Genomic DNA, 16,683 nt, shown 5'->3' on the forward strand with positions numbered 1-16,683 from the left:
ACCTTGTTAATAAAAAAGGAAGCCGGCTATGCAGTATCACCGTATCCCACACAGTTCTCTTGAAATCAGCACGCTCGGGCTGGGCACTATGACTTTTGGTGAGCAGAATAGCGAGGCCGACGCGCACCAACAGCTCGACTACGCTGTCAGCCAGGGCATTAACCTGATTGATGTCGCTGAGATGTATCCTGTCCCCCCACGCCCGGAAACCCAGGGGCTGACGGAAACGTACGTCGGCAACTGGCTGGCGAAACGCGGCAATCGCGAAAAGCTGGTTATCGCCTCTAAAGTCAGCGGCCCCGCGCGTAACAACGACAGCAGTATTCGCCCCAACCATGCGCTGGATCGTAAAAACATCCGTGACGCGCTGCACGACAGCCTCAAGCGTCTGCAAACCGATTATCTCGACCTCTACCAGGTTCACTGGCCGCAGCGCCCGACCAACTGCTTCGGCAAACTGGGCTATACCTGGACCGACTCCGCGCCGGTCGTCACCCTGCTGGATACCCTGGAAGCGCTCACCGAATTCCAGCGCGCCGGTAAAATCCGCTATATCGGCGTCTCCAACGAAACGGCCTTTGGCGTGATGCGCTACCTGCACCTGGCGGATAAACACGACCTGCCGCGCATCGTCACCATCCAGAATCCCTACAGCCTGCTGAACCGTAGCTACGAAGTGGGTCTGGCGGAAGTCAGCCAGTATGAAGGCGTTGAGCTGCTGGCCTACTCCTGCCTGGCATTTGGCACCCTGACCGGCAAGTATCTTCATGGAGCAAAACCGGTCGGCGCGCGCAATACGCTCTTCAGCCGCTTCACGCGCTATAGCAGCGAACAGTCGCAGAAAGCGGTGGCGGCCTATGTCGATATCGCCAGACGCCATAACGTCGACCCGGCGCAGATGGCGCTGGCCTTTGTCCGTCGTCAGCCGTTCGTCGCCAGCACCCTGCTGGGCGCCACCACGCTGGAGCAGCTTAAAACCAACGTTGAGAGCCTGCATCTTGAGCTGAGTGAAGAGGTGTTAGCGGAAATTGAAGCGGTGCACCAGGTCTATACCTACCCGGCACCGTAAGGCCGTAACCCCGGGTCGCGGCGTAAACGCCTTACCCGGGCTACAAAATCGCCCTATGCAGGATACGCTAGCCCGGCTAAGCGCAGCGCGAGCCGGGGGAGATTCCCGGGTCGCGGCTCACGCCTTATCCGGGCGACAAAATCGCCGCATGCAGGGTACAGTAGCCCGGCTAAGCGCAGCGCGAGCCGGGGAGATTCCCGGGTCGCGGCTCACGCCTGACCCGGGCTACAAAATCGCCCTATGCAGGGTACGGTAGCCCGGCTAAGCGCAGCGCGAGCCGGGGAGATTCCCGGGTCGCGGCTAACGCCTTATCCGGCTACAAAACCGCACGAACTTGTAGCCCGGACAGATGCGTAGCATCGCCTCCGGGAAATTATTTACGCCGTCCCCAGATCCACAGCGCGGCAATAGCCAGCGCAAACACCGCGCCAAAGCCAATCCCGACGCCAACCACCGGAATACCGATACTCACCGCCAGCGAATAGAGCCCCAGCATCAGCAGCATCGCCACGTTTTCACCGAGATTCTGTACCGCAATGGCATTACCTGCGCCTACGGTATGCTTACCGCGTTCCTGCAGCAGCGCATTGAGCGGCACAATAAAGAAGCCGCCAAAAATACCGAGCAGCAACAGCAAAGCAAATGCGGGCAGCAGCGACTGCTGGAGAGCAAAGAAGATCACCGCCACGCCGATTAAAATCCCGGCAGGCATGCAGCGGGACACGGTTTGCAACGTCACCAGCTTCGCGGCAGCCCCGGCCCCCAGCACAATCCCCACCGCCACCATCGCGTTAAGATAGGTCGGCATGGCGTTGCTGGTGATGCCAAGCGCCGCCGGTACCCACAGCACCAGCAGGAAACGCAGCGTCACGCCAGCGCCCCAGAACAGACTGGTTCCGGTCAGTGAAAAGCGCGTTTCCCCGTTACGCCACAGCGTCTTACAGGCGCTAAAGAAACTGTAGGTCATCGGCGTAAACCGCCATGACTGGCCGGGACGCGCCGCCGGCAGCTTGGGGATCCACAGGTTGGCGATCACCGCCCCGCCGTACACCAGCGCGCAGATAGCCAGCGCGGCCAGCACGTGCCAGTCGGCCAGAATACCGCCGGCCATCGATCCCAGCAAAATAGCCGCAATGGTCGACGACTCCATCAAACCGTTAGCTTTCACTAACTTATCCCCGGTGGTCAGCTCGCCAAGGATGCCGTATTTGGCCGGTGAATAGGCCGCCGCGCCGATCCCCACCAGGGTATAGCCGATAAACGGGTTCAGGCCAAAACAGATGCAGCCTGCGCCAACCAGCTTCATGCCATTGGCGACCATCATCACTCGCCCTTTGGCAAAGCTGTCGGCAAACTGGCCGACAAACGGCGCAAACAGTATGTAAGCGCCTACAAACAGCATCTGCATCACCGGCTGGCTCCAGTCCGGGTAGAACTGCTGCTTCATCAGCGCCAGCGTGGCAAACAGCAGCGCATTATCGCCAAATGCCGAGAGGAACTGGGCGCAGATGACCGCCATCATCCCTTTTGAGTACAGCGAGGTGTTAGTGTGTACTGACTCACTCATCAGAATCTTCCGTCTGCTCAACCATACCTTTAAGGGTGACAAAGTCCGGCTTGCCGCTGCCGAGAACCGGCAACTGCTTCAGCCAGCGAATGTCGCGCGGTACCGCCAGCTCCGGCACGCCATGCTCACGGGCGTAACGCAGCAGTTTTTCACGGTTCAGTTCATTATCGGTGGTAAAGAGCACCAGCGCCTCGCCTTTAGCGGCGTCTTGTTTAATCGCCGTGGCATGCATCTTGTCAGGTGAGACGGCCAACGCCACCTGTTCGACCATTTCCAGCGACACCATTTCGCCGGCGATTTTCGCGAAGCGCTTAGCACGTCCCTGAATGCGCACGTAGCCCTGCTCGTCAAAGGTGACGATATCCCCGGTGTCATACCAGCCGCTTTCCACTTCGCCATGCTGATTTTCCGCCGCCGGCGCTTCCAGCACGCCCGGGTTCTCCACCCGCAGATAGCCATTCATGATGTTCGGCCCTTTTAACTGCAGGCGTCCGCCCTCTGCAATACCCGGCATCGCCAGCAGGCGCGCATCCATCCCCGGCAGAATACGCCCGACGGTGCCCACCTTCGCCGCCATCGGGACGTTAATCGATACCACCGGCGCACATTCGGTGACGCCATAGCCTTCGAGAATGCGCAGGCCAAATTTGTCCTGCCACAGTTGCTTCGTGCTCTCCTGAAGTTTTTCCGCCCCGGCCACCACGTAGCGCAAACGGTAGAAATCATACGGGTTGGCAAAGCGCGCGTAGTTCGCGAGGAAGGTCGAGGTCCCGAACAGCACCGTACAGTTACGATCGTAGACCAGCTCCGGCACCACGCGGTAGTGCAGCGGGCTGGGATAGAGAAACACTTCTGCGCCGGTAAACAGCGGCGTCAGCAGCCCCACCGTCAGGCCAAAAGAGTGGAACAGCGGCAACGCCGACATAAAGCGATCGTTGGCGGTAAAGTCAGCAATCGTTTTAATCTGTTCGACGTTAGCCAGCAGGCTTTTGTGGCTGTGCACCACGCCTTTCGGGTTGCCTTCCGAACCGGAGGTAAACAGGATCATCGCCGCATCTTCCGGCTGCTGTTTGACCTGCGCCAGCTTCGGCGCCAGCAGGTGGCCAAAAATCCACAGCTTATCGCCGGTCGTGATGTCGCCCTTCAGGTCTTCAAGGAAGACCCAACGCACCTGCGTGAGCTGCTCCGGCAGGTGCCAGAGTTTGCCTTTATCAAGGAAAGTGCGGGAGGTAAATACAGTTTTAATTTCAGCGGCGGTTATCGCACTGCTCAGCCCTTTTACCCCGGCGGTGTAGTTCATCATCGCCGGAACCCGCCCGCGGGCAATGGCGCCAAAAATCACCGCCGCGCTGATTCCGGCGTTGGGCAACATCAGGCCGATTTTCTCGCCCTGTGTGCTGTATTTTTCGAGGATGCGCGCCACGAAGAGGGTTTTCGTCAGCAGCTTGCGGTAGGTATCAGGCTGGAAATTAATATCTTCCACGCAATGTTTGCGCGCCCCGAACCGATCCTGCGCCGCCAGCAGCGATTCATACAGCGTTTCTCGCGGGCGCACCGCCATGCGCGCTTCCATCATGATCTGGTGCAGCATCTCCCCGGCAATTTTGCGGCGATCGCGGGCGCGAGGCGCCTGAGGCATTTCAATGCGGGTTGGCGGCAGCAAATGCAGCCGGATCCGTGGGAACAGACGGCGTTTAACCAGCCCTTTGAGGCGGCTGAACGGAGTCAGTTCCGCGCCTTCAATACGCAGTGGGATAATGGTGGCCTGCGACTTTGCGGCCACGAACGCCGCCCCGTCATAGATTTTCATCAGCGAACCGCTAACCGAGATACGCCCTTCCGGGAAGATAACCACCGGACGCCCCTGCTCAATCAGCCGCACCAGGTGTTTTATCGACATCGGTTTCGTCGGGTCGAGCGGGACAAAGTCGATAAGCGGCGTCAGCACGCGCATAAACCAGCGCTGGCTGATAGAACTGTACACCGCAAAGACCGGTCGGACGGGCAGGAATAAGGCGAGCAGGATCCCATCGAGAAACGAGACGTGATTCGGGGTGATCAACACCTTTTGTTGTTGCAAGGACTGCGTGTCACCGGTCAATCTGACCCGATACAACCCTTTGAACAACAGCCTGAAAAATGCCAACAGCATAACAACTCCATTTGACCGGTGATTAAGTCATTGCAGGTTACACGAGAAGGCGTTTGAAAGCAGTGCGGAAGAAATGTCTGGCAGAAAAAAAACCTGCGCATCTGCGCAGGCCGGTGCAAGATAATCAGTACGAAATGCGTACTTAAAAACTCACCTATCAATACCTCTGGGACCCTGATTGTCCGGTTTTTTGCCCCTGCCGCACCAGCGATAAAACGCAAGGGAATAAACCTAAGTGCAACCAGTTATTGCCATTTTCGCTATCTGTAACAGCGGCGAGCGGCGGACAGGAAGAGAGCCATCCGCTGAGGGTGCCGAGGGCCTGTCACGGGGCGAACGCGGCATGTTCAGACGAGGGGCAAAAAAAACCTGCGCATCTGCGCAGGCTGGTGTAATTAGAGTGGCTAACGTTACGTTAGCTCCACCTATCAATACCTCTGGGATAGCCAGAATATCAATGCAATGAATGGATAAACCAGCGAACATTCGCAACAGCTAATCGCAAAGTGTAAGCAAAGGTGTGAATCTTCCCTTCGCCGTTTCATTCGTCTGCGCCCCCGCGCTTGTCGCTGTGTAACTTTTTCACCATGAAGGTCAATCTGCATCACATTTGCGTAACGCCAGACGCCTCCAGCCTTGAATCTGCAGCACTTTCCCGTAACATAACCGTTATGTAAACGCTTACCCTATAAAAGGTCTGGTATGGCGACAATTAAGGATGTAGCCCGACTCGCTGGAGTGTCCGTCGCTACCGTATCCCGCGTAATCAACAACTCCCCCAAAGCCAGTGAAACCTCGCGCCAGTCGGTGACTGCGGCGATGGAAACGCTCAATTATCATCCCAATGCGAACGCGCGCGCGCTGGCGCAGCAGTCAACGGAGACCGTTGGGCTGGTGGTGGGTGACGTGTCCGATCCTTTCTTCGGTGCCATGGTCAAAGCCGTCGAACAGGTGGCCTACAACACCGGTAACTTTTTGCTGATCGGCAACGGGTATCACAGCATTAAAAAAGAGCGTCAGGCGATTGAGCAGCTTATCCGCCATCGCTGCGCTGCGCTGGTGGTACACGCGAAAATGATCCCCGATGATGAGCTCGTCGGGTTGATGAAACAGATCCCCGGCATGGTGCTGATCAACCGTATTCTGGCGGGCTTTGAACAGCGCTGCGTGGCGCTGGATGACCGCTACGGCGCCTGGCTGGCGACCCGTCATCTGATCCAACAGGGGCATACCCGTATCGGCTACCTCTGCTCCAACCACGCGATTTCGGATGCTGAAGATCGTCTGCAAGGCTATTACGCGGCGTTAACGGAGAGCGGCCTGCCCTGCAACGATCGGCTGGTGACCTTTGCCGAACCTGATGAAAGCGGCGGCGAGCAGGCCATCACCGAACTGCTGGGGCGCGGCAGAAATTTTACCGCTGTCGCCTGTTATAACGACTCGATGGCCGCCGGCGCGATGGGGGTGCTGAATGATAATGGTATCGACGTCCCGCGCGAGATTTCGCTGATTGGCTTCGATGATGTGCTGATCTCGCGCTATGTTCGCCCGCGCCTGACGACGGTGCGTTACCCCATCGTCACCATGGCAACGCAGGCCGCCGAACTGGCACTGGCGCTGGCAGATCAGCGCCCGGCGCCTGAAATCACCCATCTATTCAGCCCGACGCTGGTTCGCCGTCATTCGGTGATGGCGCCGTCGGAAAGCGATAAGTCGTAACGATACAGGCTGACGGGGGTGGCCGGGTAATCCAGCCCTTCACCAATATACTGCCAGCCAAAACGCTCATAAAAATCGCGGCAGGCGGAGTAGAGATACAGCTGCGGGTACCCGAGCTGGCGCGCATAGTCGATCGCATGCTGTTGCAGCTTTCCCGCGATGCCCCGTCCACGCGCGTGCGGGGCGACATACAGCGCCGCCATCCACGGGAACAGATCCTGACGGCTGATTAAGTCGCAGCGCCACAGCCCCACCGTCCCTGCCAGCGTCTCACCCTCGACGGCGATAAAGGTCAGCGGCAGCGCCTCCGGCGTCTGGCTGTGGGCAATGAGAGTAGCAAAAAAAGGCAGCGGCAGCGTTTCGCCGCCAAAGGCCTGCCAGAGCCACATCGCCACCTGTTCGGCGTGCTGCGGCGCGGCGTATAAGGGCTGAATATGCATAACCGATCCCCTGCTGAAAAATTCTCTGGCTGCCAGTATACCGCGCCCGCAGCGGTCGGTGGCGAGGAGGTCAGCGCGTGGAAGAACCATTTTGCGGGCATTTCCTGCAAAAAGCGTGATCGCGATAGTTCTTTGCCCCCGGTTGGGCGCATATCCCCCTGAATGTCTGTGATAAACTGCGGTTTATCACGTGAAATCAGGAATCGATGAATGGCTACAATGCTGGATGTCTCAATTCGCGCAGGCGTCTCTAAAGCGACGGTTTCCCGCGTGTTGAACGGCACAGGTCAGGTAAAAGAGAGCACCCGCCAACAGGTATTCAAAGCGATGGAAGAGCTGGGATACCGGCCAAACTTTCTCGCCCGTTCGTTGGCGAACCGCACCAGCAACAGTATCGGACTGGTGGTTTCGACCTTCGATGGTTTCTATTTTGGCCGCCTGCTGCAACAGGCTTCGCGCCAGACGGAAGCCTGGGGAAAACAGCTGATCGTCACCGACGGCCACGATGCCCCGGAACGCGAAGAAGAGGCGGTACAGATGCTCGCCGACCGCCAGTGCGACGCCATCATCCTCTATACCCGCCACATGAGCGAAAAGAAGATCATGTCGCTGATCGAATCCATCGATACGCCGCTGGTGGTGATTAACCGCGACGTCAGCCTGGCGCGGGAACGCTGCGTGTTCTTCGAGCAGGAAGATGCGGCTTTTCAGGCGGTCAGTTATCTGATTACGCAAGGGCACCGGGATATCGCCTGCATCACCGTGCCGATGCACACGCCGACGGGGAAGGCCCGTCTGCAGGGATACCGCAAGGCCCTGAAAAAGCACGGTATCGCCTGGGATCCGGCGAAAGTTAAATACGGCGATTCTACGATGACCCGCGGCTATGAACTGTGTCGCGAGCTGCTTGCTGAGAACACAACGTTCAGCGCGCTGTTTTCGTGTAACGATGATATGGCGCTGGGCGCCTCAAAAGCGCTGCACCAGGCGGGGCTGCAAATCCCGCAGGACGTTTCGCTGTTCGGCTTCGACGATGCCCCGAGCGCGAAATGGCTGGAGCCCGGCCTGTCGACGGTCTATCTGCCGATCGATAATATGATAACCACCGCGATCGATCAGGCGATCAAGCTCGCCAACGACCAGCCGATCGAAACGATCCCGCCGTTTACCGGCACCCTGGTATTGCGGGAGTCGGTAACGACGGGACCCTATTTTTAGAACTGCTCTAAGGCCAGCAGCTCCTGAATCGTCTGCCGACGACGGATCAGCCGTGCGCTGCCGTTGTCGAACAGCACTTCCGGCAGCAGCGGGCGGCTGTTGTAGTTTGAGGACATTGACGCGCCGTAGGCCCCCGTATCATGCAGCACCAGATAATCCCCCGGCGCGACTTCAGGCAGCAAACGCGTCTCTACCTTGCCCCCTTCCTGCTGAGTAAAGACGTCGCCCGATTCGCACAGCGGCCCGGCCACGACGGTGTCGACAAGCGGTGCGGCGCTCAGGTTGCGGCCATCCGCCGCCAGGGCGGTAATATGGTGATAGCTGCCGTACATTGACGGACGCATCAGATCGTTAAAACCGGCATCAATCAGCACAAAGTGGCGACTGCCCATCTCTTTGACGCTACGGACCTGAGAGACCAGCACCCCGGATTCAGCCACCAGGAAGCGACCCGGCTCGATTTCCAGTTTCACCGGATGGCCGAGATGTCGGGCGATCTGTTCGCGCGCGGCGTTCCACAGGCCATAGTAATGATCGGTATCGATCGCCTCTTCACCTTCGCGATAAGGGATCGACAGCCCGCCACCGGCGGAGATCGCCTGTAGATCCTGGCCAAACTCCACCACCTGACGCACCATCGCGCCGCAAACCTGCTCCAGATGGCCATAGTCAACCCCGGAACCAATATGCATGTGGATCCCCACCAGCTGGAGCTGGTAGCGACGCATTATTTCCAGCGCCGCCGGCAGATGGCTGTACCAGATCCCGTGTTTGCTGTTTTCGCCGCCGGTGTTGGTTTTTTGGCTGTGGCCGTGACCAAAGCCCGGGTTGACGCGCAGCCAGACGCGATGACCGGGAGAGACTTCCCCCAGTTGGCTCAGCATATCGACTGAACCGGCATTCACCGGGATCTGCAGGGCCTTGACGCGTTCCAGCGTCGCCTCGTCGATCAGGTCGGCGGTAAAAACGATATCTTCCGGATGCTGCTGCGGGTCATAACCCGCCGCCAGCGCACGTTCAATCTCCCCGAGGGAGACGGAATCCACCTTGACGCCCTGTTCACGCATCAAGCGCAAAATATGGATATTGGAGCAGGCCTTCTGGGCAAAGCGCACCACGTCGAACTGGCTGAGCTGGGCTATCTGGCGGCGGATAATCTGCGCGTCGTAGACCCACACCGGGCAGCCAAATTCGCCAGGCAGGCGGAGCAGGTTCCCGGCAGTCAGGTCGGTATCGGTGGCGTAAAGCGAGCGTGGCATAATGAACTCCGGCGTTATCTGTGTTGTGCGTGTTTTTTTATGATTACGCCATAGGCTGAAGAGAATAAAAAATATCGTTTTATCGTGACTCTATGCAAAAATGATATGGATACCGCCAATCCGCCGAGAGCCGCCATGCCCGCCGTCAATTTACGCCATATCGAAATCTTCCATGCGGTGATGACCACCGGCAACCTGACCGAGGCGGCTCGCCTGCTGAACACCTCTCAGCCGACCGTCAGCCGCGAGCTGGCACGTTTTGAAAAGGTGATCGGGCTGCAACTGTTTGAGCGCACCCGCGGGCGCTTGCAGCCAACGGTGCAGGGATTGCGGCTGTTTGAGGAGGTTCAGCGTTCCTGGTACGGACTGGACCGCATCGTCAGCGCCGCCGAGAGCCTGCGCGAATTTCGCCAGGGCGAACTGTCTGTCGCCTGCCTGCCGGTGTTTTCCCAGTCGTTTTTGCCGCTGCTGCTACAGCCCTTTCTGGCGCGCTATCCCGAGGTCAGCCTGCAGATTGTGCCGCAGGAGTCCCCCCTGCTGGAGGAGTGGCTCTCCGCCCAACGTCACGATCTCGGTCTGACGGAAACCCTGCACACGCCCGCCGGGACCGAACGCACGCCGCTGTTAACGCTCAACGAGGTGTGCGTACTGCCCCGGAGCCACCCGCTTGCCAGCAAGCCGGTGCTGACTCCGGCCGATTTCCACGGTGAAAACTATATCAGCCTGTCGCGTACTGACAGCTATCGCCAGCTGCTTGATGCCCTGTTTCTTGAGCACCAGGTGAAGCGCCGGATGGTCGTGGAGACCCACAGCGCGGCCTCCATTTGTGCGATGGTGCGGGCGGGCGTCGGACTCTCGGTCGTCAACCCGCTGACCGCCCTCGACTATGCCGAAAGCGGCGTGGCGGTGCGCCGCTTTAGCGTCGATGTGCCGTTCACCGTCAGCTTGATCCGCCCGCTGCACCGCCCGGGATCGGCGCTGGTCGAGACATTTGTTCAGCACCTGCAAGGGAGTCTGCAGCGGATTCAAGGCCCGCTGGACGCGGTGCTTAAGAGAGCATAAATGTCACCGCGTCCGCGGCGTGAATCGCGGCGGTATCGAACACCGGCAGCGGGCTACTCTCCACCGGCACCAGCAGACCAATCTCGGTACAGCCGAAAATAACCCCTTCCGCGCCCTGCGCCGCCAGCGCGTCAATCACCTGCAGGTAATAATCACGGGAGTCGTCGTTAAACGCGCCCAGGCACAGCTCATCAAAAATGATCCGGTTGATGCGTTCGCGATCGTCAGCTTGCGGAATCAGCGTCTCGATAGCGAACTGCGCCTGCAGGCGTCCACGATAAAAATCCTGCTCCATGGTATAGCGCGTTCCGAGCAGGGCGACCCGCTTCTGGCCTTTGGCGGTAATCGCACGCCCGGTGGCGTCGGCGATATGCAGGAACGGCACTTCACAGCGCGTTTCGATGGCCTGCGCCACTTTATGCATGGTATTGGTACACAAAACAATCCCTTCCGCGCCCGCCTGCTGCAGGCCAAATGCCGCCTGCGCCAGCATCTCGCCGGCGCGATCCCAGTCCCCTGCGGACTGGCAGGCTTCTATCTCATGGAAATCGACGCTGTGCAGCAGCAGACTCGCCGAATGCAGGCCGCCCAAATGTGTTTTGATACCTTCGTTGATCAAACGGTAATAGGGAATGGTGGATTCCCAGCTCATGCCGCCCAACAGGCCAATCGTTTTCATCATCCGCTCCTGATTTATGCTTTGCTCCAGTGAAACAAACTTGTGATCAACTTTCCACTTTTGTCGCCGCTCGTTTCTTTGCCGACGATTCTGCGATAAATTAAATGAAACATTGTTTCATTTAACAACAAGGCTGCCGGATGTTTATTTTTCATAACCAGACCACCCTTGAAGATCTGGGCAATGGCGTGACCCGTCGCATTCTTGCGCACGGTGGCAATATGATGGCCGTGGAGGTCAATTTCGACGCGGGGGCCATCGGTGCAGTGCACAATCACCCCCACGAACAGTTGACCTATGTGCTATCCGGCGAATTTGAGTTCACCATCGGTGAAGAGAAACGCGTGGTGCGCGCCGGCGATACGCTCTACAAAAAGCCGCATATTATGCACGGCTGCCTCTGCCTGAAAGCGGGCACCCTGCTGGATACCTTTACGCCCGTGCGTGAGGATTTCCTGTAAAACGCCGCTTGCCGGGGCATATTCAACGTGCCCCTTGTTGATCCCTTCTTTCCTTTCCACCAGAATAATTTGTTAGTAAATATGTAACAACAAAATGATTAGCCTGCCACTCACCCTCCTCGCTCCGGCATGCGTCCTTAGCTTCATCACCATCCCCTGCGCCTCATTATCTCTGGAAAACGCTCGCCATCTCAGTTTTTTGAAACATCGTTTCGACTTCGATCACATTTCCGCTATGAATCGAATGACTACGTAATAAATCGTAATAAAATAAATTTAAAACAGCGTTTTATAAAATTAAATCACCGGACCCGCAGCAAGCGAAATAGTGGGGCCCAGCAGGGAAGTTGAACGCAAAAACCCATAATAAACAAAATGTTAAAAAAGGAAGCCAACGCCAGAAGATGAACCAGACACCGATTCACTTTCTGGCCATGACCGGACACAGAAAACCATGACCCCGAATCCGTTTTACAAACTCGTAAGCCAGGTAGGTATGTATGAATGAAAACAAGATACTGGGATTGGCATGGATATCGCCCTATATCATCGGGCTGATAGTCTTTACCGCTTTTCCCTTTGTTTCATCTTTCTTCCTCAGTTTCACTGAGTACGATTTGATGAGCCCGCCGGTATTTAACGGCATTGAAAACTATCGCTACATGCTGACCGAAGATGGCCTCTTCTGGAAATCCATGGGCGTGACCTTTGCCTACGTCTTTTTAACCATTCCGTTAAAACTGGCTTTCGCACTGGGTATTGCGTTTGTCCTCAACTTTAAGCTACGCGGTATCGGCTTTTTCCGTACCGCTTATTACATTCCGTCCATTCTCGGTAGTTCGGTGGCGATTGCCGTCCTGTGGCGTGCGCTGTTCGCTATCGACGGCCTGCTGAACAGCTTTATCGGCGTGCTGGGATTCGACCCGGTGAACTGGCTCGGCGAGCCGTCGCTGGCGCTGATGTCCGTCACCCTGCTGCGCGTCTGGCAGTTTGGCTCGGCGATGGTCATCTTCCTTGCCGCGCTGCAAAACGTCCCGCAGTCACAGTATGAAGCGGCAATGATCGACGGCGCGTCTCAGTGGCAGATGTTCATGAAAGTGACCGTGCCGCTGATTACGCCGGTCATCTTCTTCAACTTTATTATGCAGACCACCCAGGCATTCCAGGAGTTTACCGGTCCGTACGTCATCACCGGCGGCGGCCCCACCTACTCCACCTATCTGTTCTCGCTCTATATCTACGACACCGCCTTTAAGTACTTCGATATGGGGTACGGCGCGGCGCTGGCGTGGGTGCTGTTCCTGGTGGTCGCGGTCTTTGCCGCCATCGCCTTTAAGTCATCGAAATATTGGGTGTTCTACTCCGCCGATAAGGGAGGCAAAAATGGCTGATATTCAACACATCACCCCGGCAATGGAAATTGCGGAGCGCGAAGTTGCCCGTACCCTGCGCCGCGAAAAAATCAGCCGGACAATCCGTTACGTCATCCTGCTGTTCGTCGGCCTGCTGATGCTCTACCCGTTGGTGTGGATGTTTTCGGCGTCGTTCAAACCGAACCATGAGATCTTCACCACCCTGAGCCTGTGGCCGGCTCATGCGACCTGGGACGGCTTTATTAACGGCTGGAAAACCGGCACCGAGTACAACTTCGGTCACTACATGCTGAACACCTTTAAGTATGTGATCCCGAAAGTTCTGCTGACCATTATCTCCTCCACCATCGTGGCCTACGGCTTTGCCCGCTTCGAAATCCCGTGGAAGAAGTTCTGGTTCGCCACGCTTATCACCACCATGCTGCTGCCGAGCACCGTGCTGCTGATCCCGCAATACCTGATGTTCCGTGAAATGGGCATGCTGAACAGCTATCTGCCGCTGTACCTGCCGCTGGCCTTCGCCACCCAGGGATTCTTCGTCTTCATGCTGATCCAGTTCCTGCGCGGCGTACCGCGCGATATGGAAGAGGCGGCGCAGATTGACGGCTGCAACTCGATTCAGGTGCTGTGGTACGTGGTGGTGCCGATTCTGAAACCGGCGATTATCTCGGTGGCGCTGTTCCAGTTTATGTGGTCGATGAACGACTTTATCGGCCCGCTGATTTACGTCTATAGCGTCGATAAGTATCCTATCGCACTGGCGCTGAAAATGTCCATCGACGTCACGGAAGGCGCTCCGTGGAACGAAATTCTGGCAATGGCGAGTATCTCTATTCTGCCATCCATCATCGTGTTCTTCCTGGCACAACGCTACTTCGTACAGGGCGTGACCAGCAGCGGAATCAAAGGTTAAGAGGGAAATATCATGGCTGAAGTTATTTTCAACAAACTGGAAAAAGTTTACTCCAACGGCTTCAAAGCGGTACATGCTATCGACCTGAAAATCGCGGACGGCGAGTTTATGGTGATCGTCGGGCCATCCGGCTGCGCGAAATCCACCACCCTGCGCATGCTGGCCGGGCTGGAAACCATCAGCGGCGGCGAAGTGCGTATCGGCGAGAAGATAGTCAACAACCTCGCGCCAAAATCACGCGGTATTGCGATGGTGTTCCAGAACTATGCGCTCTACCCGCATATGACGGTGCGCGAGAATCTGGCCTTTGGCCTCAAGCTGAGCAAGCTGCCGAAAGATCAGATTGACGCCCAGGTTAACGAGGCCGCCAAAATCCTCGAACTGGAAGCGCTGCTCGACCGTCTGCCGCGCCAGCTTTCCGGCGGCCAGGCCCAGCGCGTGGCGGTTGGCCGGGCGATTGTCAAAAAACCGGATGTGTTCCTGTTTGATGAACCGCTCTCTAACCTTGACGCCAAGCTGCGCGCCTCGATGCGGATCCGTATTTCCGATCTGCACAAGCAACTGAAGAAATCCGGCAAGCCGGCGACCACCGTGTACGTCACCCACGACCAGACCGAAGCGATGACCATGGGCGACCGGATCTGCGTCATGAAGCTCGGGCATATCATGCAGGTCGATACCCCGGACAACCTGTATCACAAACCGAAAAACATGTTCGTGGCCGGCTTTATCGGCGCCCCGGAGATGAACATCCGCCCCTGCAAGCTGGTTGAACAGGCCGGGCGCCTGCACCTGACTATCGGCGATGAGCGGCTGCCGTTAAGCGCGGCCCTGCAGGATAAAGTCGGCAGCCATACAAACCAGCCGCTGTTCTACGGCGTGCGCCCGGAGTTTGTCGCCATTGCCGATGAACCGTTCGCCGAAGGCGGCTGCTCGGGCGAAATGGTGCGGGTCGAGAACATGGGCCACGAGTTTTTCGTCTACCTGAAAGTCGCCGACTATGAACTGACCGCCCGCGTCCCTTCTGACCAGGCTAAGCCGATGATTGAAAAAGGGCTGCATCGCAAAGTGTGGTTCAAATTCGACATGAATAAGTGCCATCTCTTTGATGCCGCTACCGAACAGAACATCTCTCTGTCATCACTGGAGTATTAAAATGAAAAAAGTGCTTTTAAGCGCCGCAATCTCCGCCACTCTGGGCCTTACCGCGTTACCGTCTCTGGCAAAAGATGTCGATCTGCGTATGTCATGGTGGGGCGGCAACGGCCGCCATCAGGTCACCCTGAAAGCGCTGGAGGAGTTTCATCAACAGAATCCGGACATCAACGTTAAAGCCGAATATACCGGCTGGGACGGCCATCTTTCGCGCCTGACCACCCAAATCGCCGGCGGGACCGAGCCGGACGTGATGCAGACCAACTGGAACTGGCTGCCGATCTTCTCGAAGAACGGCGAGGGTTTTTACGATCTGTATAAAATGAAGGATATCATCGACCTCAGCCAGTTCGATGCCAAAGAGCTGCAGTCCACCACGGTCAATGGCAAGCTCAACGGTATCCCGATTTCCGTGACCGCCAGGGTGTTCTACTTTAACGACGAAACCTGGAAAAAGGCTGGCGTCGCCTTCCCGAAAACCTGGGACGAGCTGATGGCGGCGGGCAAAACCTTTGAGAGCAAGCTGGGTAAGCAGTATTACCCGGTGGTGCTGGAGCATCAGGATACGCTGGCGCTGCTGAACTCTTACATGGTTCAGAAATACAACCAGCCGGCCATCGACGAGAAAACGAAGAAATTCTCCTACAGCAAAGAACAGTGGGTCGAATTTTTCCAGATGTATAAAAAGCTCATCGACAGCCACGTGATGCCGGACACCAAATACTATGCCTCGTTCGGCAAGAGCAACATGTACGAAATGAAGCCGTGGATTCAGGGCGAATGGGCGGGGACCTATATGTGGAACTCCACCATCAACAAATACTCCGACAACCTGAAGCCGCCGGCGAAGCTGGCGCTGGGCGACTATCCGATGCTGCCGGGCGCCACCGATGCTGGCCTGTTCTTTAAACCGGCGCAGATGCTCTCCATCGGCAAATCGACGAAGAACCCGCAAGCGGCGGCGAAAGTGATTAACTTCCTGCTAAACAGCAAAGAGGGCGTGGATACGCTGGGCCTTGAGCGCGGCGTGCCGTTAAGCAAAGTGGCGGTGCACTACCTGACCGAAGACGGCACGATCAAAACCGACAATCCGGCCATATCCGGGCTGAAGCTGGCGCAGTCGCTGCCGACGAAACTCCCGGTATCGCCTTATTTTGATGACCCGCAGATCGTTGCCCAGTTTGGCACATCGCTGCAGTACATCGACTACGGGCAGAAAAGCGTAGAAGAGACGGCCGCCGACTTCCAGCGCCAGTCCGATCGTATTCTGAAACGCGCCATGCGCTAACGGTGGCTCATTCTCCCTACCCTACGCCCCCGGCTCGCGCGGCGCTTAGCCGGGCTACCGGTTCACCGCCGTCTGCGGGCCCCTGGCCCGGTTAAGGCACATTGCGCCGCAATCTTGTACCTGGTAGCCCGGGTAAGGCGTTACGCCGCAACCCGGGAAACCTTGTCGCCATTCGGCACCGCCCCGGCTCGCGCTGCGCTTAGCCGGGCTACCGGTTCACCGCTGTCTGCGGGCCCCTGGCCCGGTTAAGGCACATTGCGCCGCAATCTTGTGCCTGGTAGCCCGGGTAAGGCGTTACGCCGCAACCCGGGAAACCTTGTCGTCATTC

General features: G+C 57.4%; 14 protein-coding genes. 9 read left to right on the forward strand and 5 right to left on the reverse strand.

Annotation, left to right across the window (positions count from 1 at the left end; translation table 11 throughout):
* The first annotated feature begins 28 nt into the window (after positions 1 to 28).
* A complete protein-coding gene (locus tag CWM52_RS22515) occupies positions 29 to 1,069 on the forward strand; it encodes an NADP(H)-dependent aldo-keto reductase (protein WP_100686123.1) in 1,041 nt (346 codons plus the stop codon).
* Positions 1,070 to 1,442: 373 nt separating this feature from the next.
* Here CWM52_RS22515 and lplT read toward each other — a convergent pair whose 3' ends face one another.
* Complete coding sequence (gene lplT / locus CWM52_RS22520; protein WP_100686124.1) at positions 1,443 to 2,636, reverse strand: lysophospholipid transporter LplT; 1,194 nt, start codon at positions 2,634 to 2,636, stop codon at positions 1,443 to 1,445.
* Entirely contained in the window at positions 2,629 to 4,788 is a 2,160-nt protein-coding gene (aas, locus tag CWM52_RS22525) for a bifunctional acyl-ACP--phospholipid O-acyltransferase/long-chain-fatty-acid--ACP ligase (RefSeq protein WP_100686125.1), read from the reverse strand. The genes lplT and aas overlap by 8 nt, the downstream gene beginning before the upstream one ends.
* A 702-nt stretch (positions 4,789 to 5,490) precedes the next feature.
* Here aas and galR point away from each other — a divergent pair.
* On the forward strand, positions 5,491 to 6,507 hold the full coding sequence (galR, locus tag CWM52_RS22540; RefSeq protein ID WP_100686126.1) for an HTH-type transcriptional regulator GalR: 1,017 nt from the start codon (positions 5,491 to 5,493) through the stop codon (positions 6,505 to 6,507).
* Here galR and CWM52_RS22545 read toward each other — a convergent pair.
* Positions 6,468 to 6,947: a GNAT family N-acetyltransferase gene (locus CWM52_RS22545; RefSeq protein WP_100686127.1), complete on the reverse strand. Its 480-nt coding sequence runs from the start codon at positions 6,945 to 6,947 to the stop codon at positions 6,468 to 6,470. The two genes, galR and CWM52_RS22545, sit on opposite strands and share 40 nt — an antisense overlap.
* A gap of 219 nt (positions 6,948 to 7,166) precedes the next feature.
* Between CWM52_RS22545 and CWM52_RS22550 the strand changes: the two genes are divergently transcribed.
* Positions 7,167 to 8,165, forward strand: coding sequence for a LacI family DNA-binding transcriptional regulator (locus tag CWM52_RS22550; protein WP_160703339.1), 999 nt, complete (start codon positions 7,167 to 7,169; stop codon positions 8,163 to 8,165).
* On the opposite strand, the gene lysA is transcribed toward CWM52_RS22550, so the two are convergent.
* Positions 8,162 to 9,424, reverse strand: a complete 1,263-nt coding sequence (gene lysA / locus CWM52_RS22555; RefSeq protein WP_100686129.1) for a diaminopimelate decarboxylase — start codon at positions 9,422 to 9,424, stop codon at positions 8,162 to 8,164. The two genes, CWM52_RS22550 and lysA, sit on opposite strands and share 4 nt — an antisense overlap.
* Before the next feature lie 135 nt (positions 9,425 to 9,559).
* On the opposite strand from lysA, the gene CWM52_RS22560 reads away from it, so the two are divergent.
* Positions 9,560 to 10,486 carry a LysR family transcriptional regulator gene (locus tag CWM52_RS22560; RefSeq protein WP_100686136.1) on the forward strand — a complete coding sequence of 309 codons (927 nt, stop codon included), beginning with the start codon at positions 9,560 to 9,562 and terminating at the stop codon, positions 10,484 to 10,486.
* Here CWM52_RS22560 and CWM52_RS22565 read toward each other — a convergent pair.
* A complete protein-coding gene (locus CWM52_RS22565; protein ID WP_100686130.1) occupies positions 10,473 to 11,165 on the reverse strand; it encodes an aspartate/glutamate racemase in 693 nt (230 codons plus the stop codon). The genes CWM52_RS22560 and CWM52_RS22565 overlap by 14 nt on opposite strands.
* Positions 11,166 to 11,305: 140 nt before the next feature.
* Here CWM52_RS22565 and CWM52_RS22570 point away from each other — a divergent pair, with 140 nt between their 5' ends.
* The 5 genes from CWM52_RS22570 (at position 11,306) to CWM52_RS22590 (ending at position 16,355) form a co-directional block, all read left to right on the forward strand.
* Complete coding sequence (locus tag CWM52_RS22570; protein WP_100686131.1) at positions 11,306 to 11,626, forward strand: cupin domain-containing protein; 321 nt, start codon at positions 11,306 to 11,308, stop codon at positions 11,624 to 11,626.
* 500 nt (positions 11,627 to 12,126) lie between these two features.
* Positions 12,127 to 13,017 (forward strand): carbohydrate ABC transporter permease, encoded by an 891-nt coding sequence (locus CWM52_RS22575; RefSeq protein ID WP_100686132.1) that lies wholly within the window; start codon positions 12,127 to 12,129, stop codon positions 13,015 to 13,017.
* Positions 13,010 to 13,912 (forward strand): carbohydrate ABC transporter permease, encoded by a 903-nt coding sequence (locus CWM52_RS22580; RefSeq protein ID WP_100686133.1) that lies wholly within the window; start codon positions 13,010 to 13,012, stop codon positions 13,910 to 13,912. The genes CWM52_RS22575 and CWM52_RS22580 overlap by 8 nt, the downstream gene beginning before the upstream one ends.
* A 12-nt stretch (positions 13,913 to 13,924) precedes the next feature.
* Complete coding sequence (locus CWM52_RS22585; RefSeq protein ID WP_100686134.1) at positions 13,925 to 15,067, forward strand: ABC transporter ATP-binding protein; 1,143 nt, start codon at positions 13,925 to 13,927, stop codon at positions 15,065 to 15,067.
* Between the two features lies 1 nt (position 15,068).
* The gene (locus tag CWM52_RS22590) at positions 15,069 to 16,355 is read left to right on the forward strand and encodes an ABC transporter substrate-binding protein (protein ID WP_100686135.1); all 1,287 of its coding nucleotides are present in this window, start codon (positions 15,069 to 15,071) and stop codon (positions 16,353 to 16,355) included.
* Positions 16,356 to 16,683: the final 328 nt, after the last annotated feature.

This window comes from Raoultella sp. T31, assembly GCF_002806725.1.
Lineage (GTDB): Bacteria > Pseudomonadota > Gammaproteobacteria > Enterobacterales > Enterobacteriaceae > Klebsiella > Klebsiella electrica.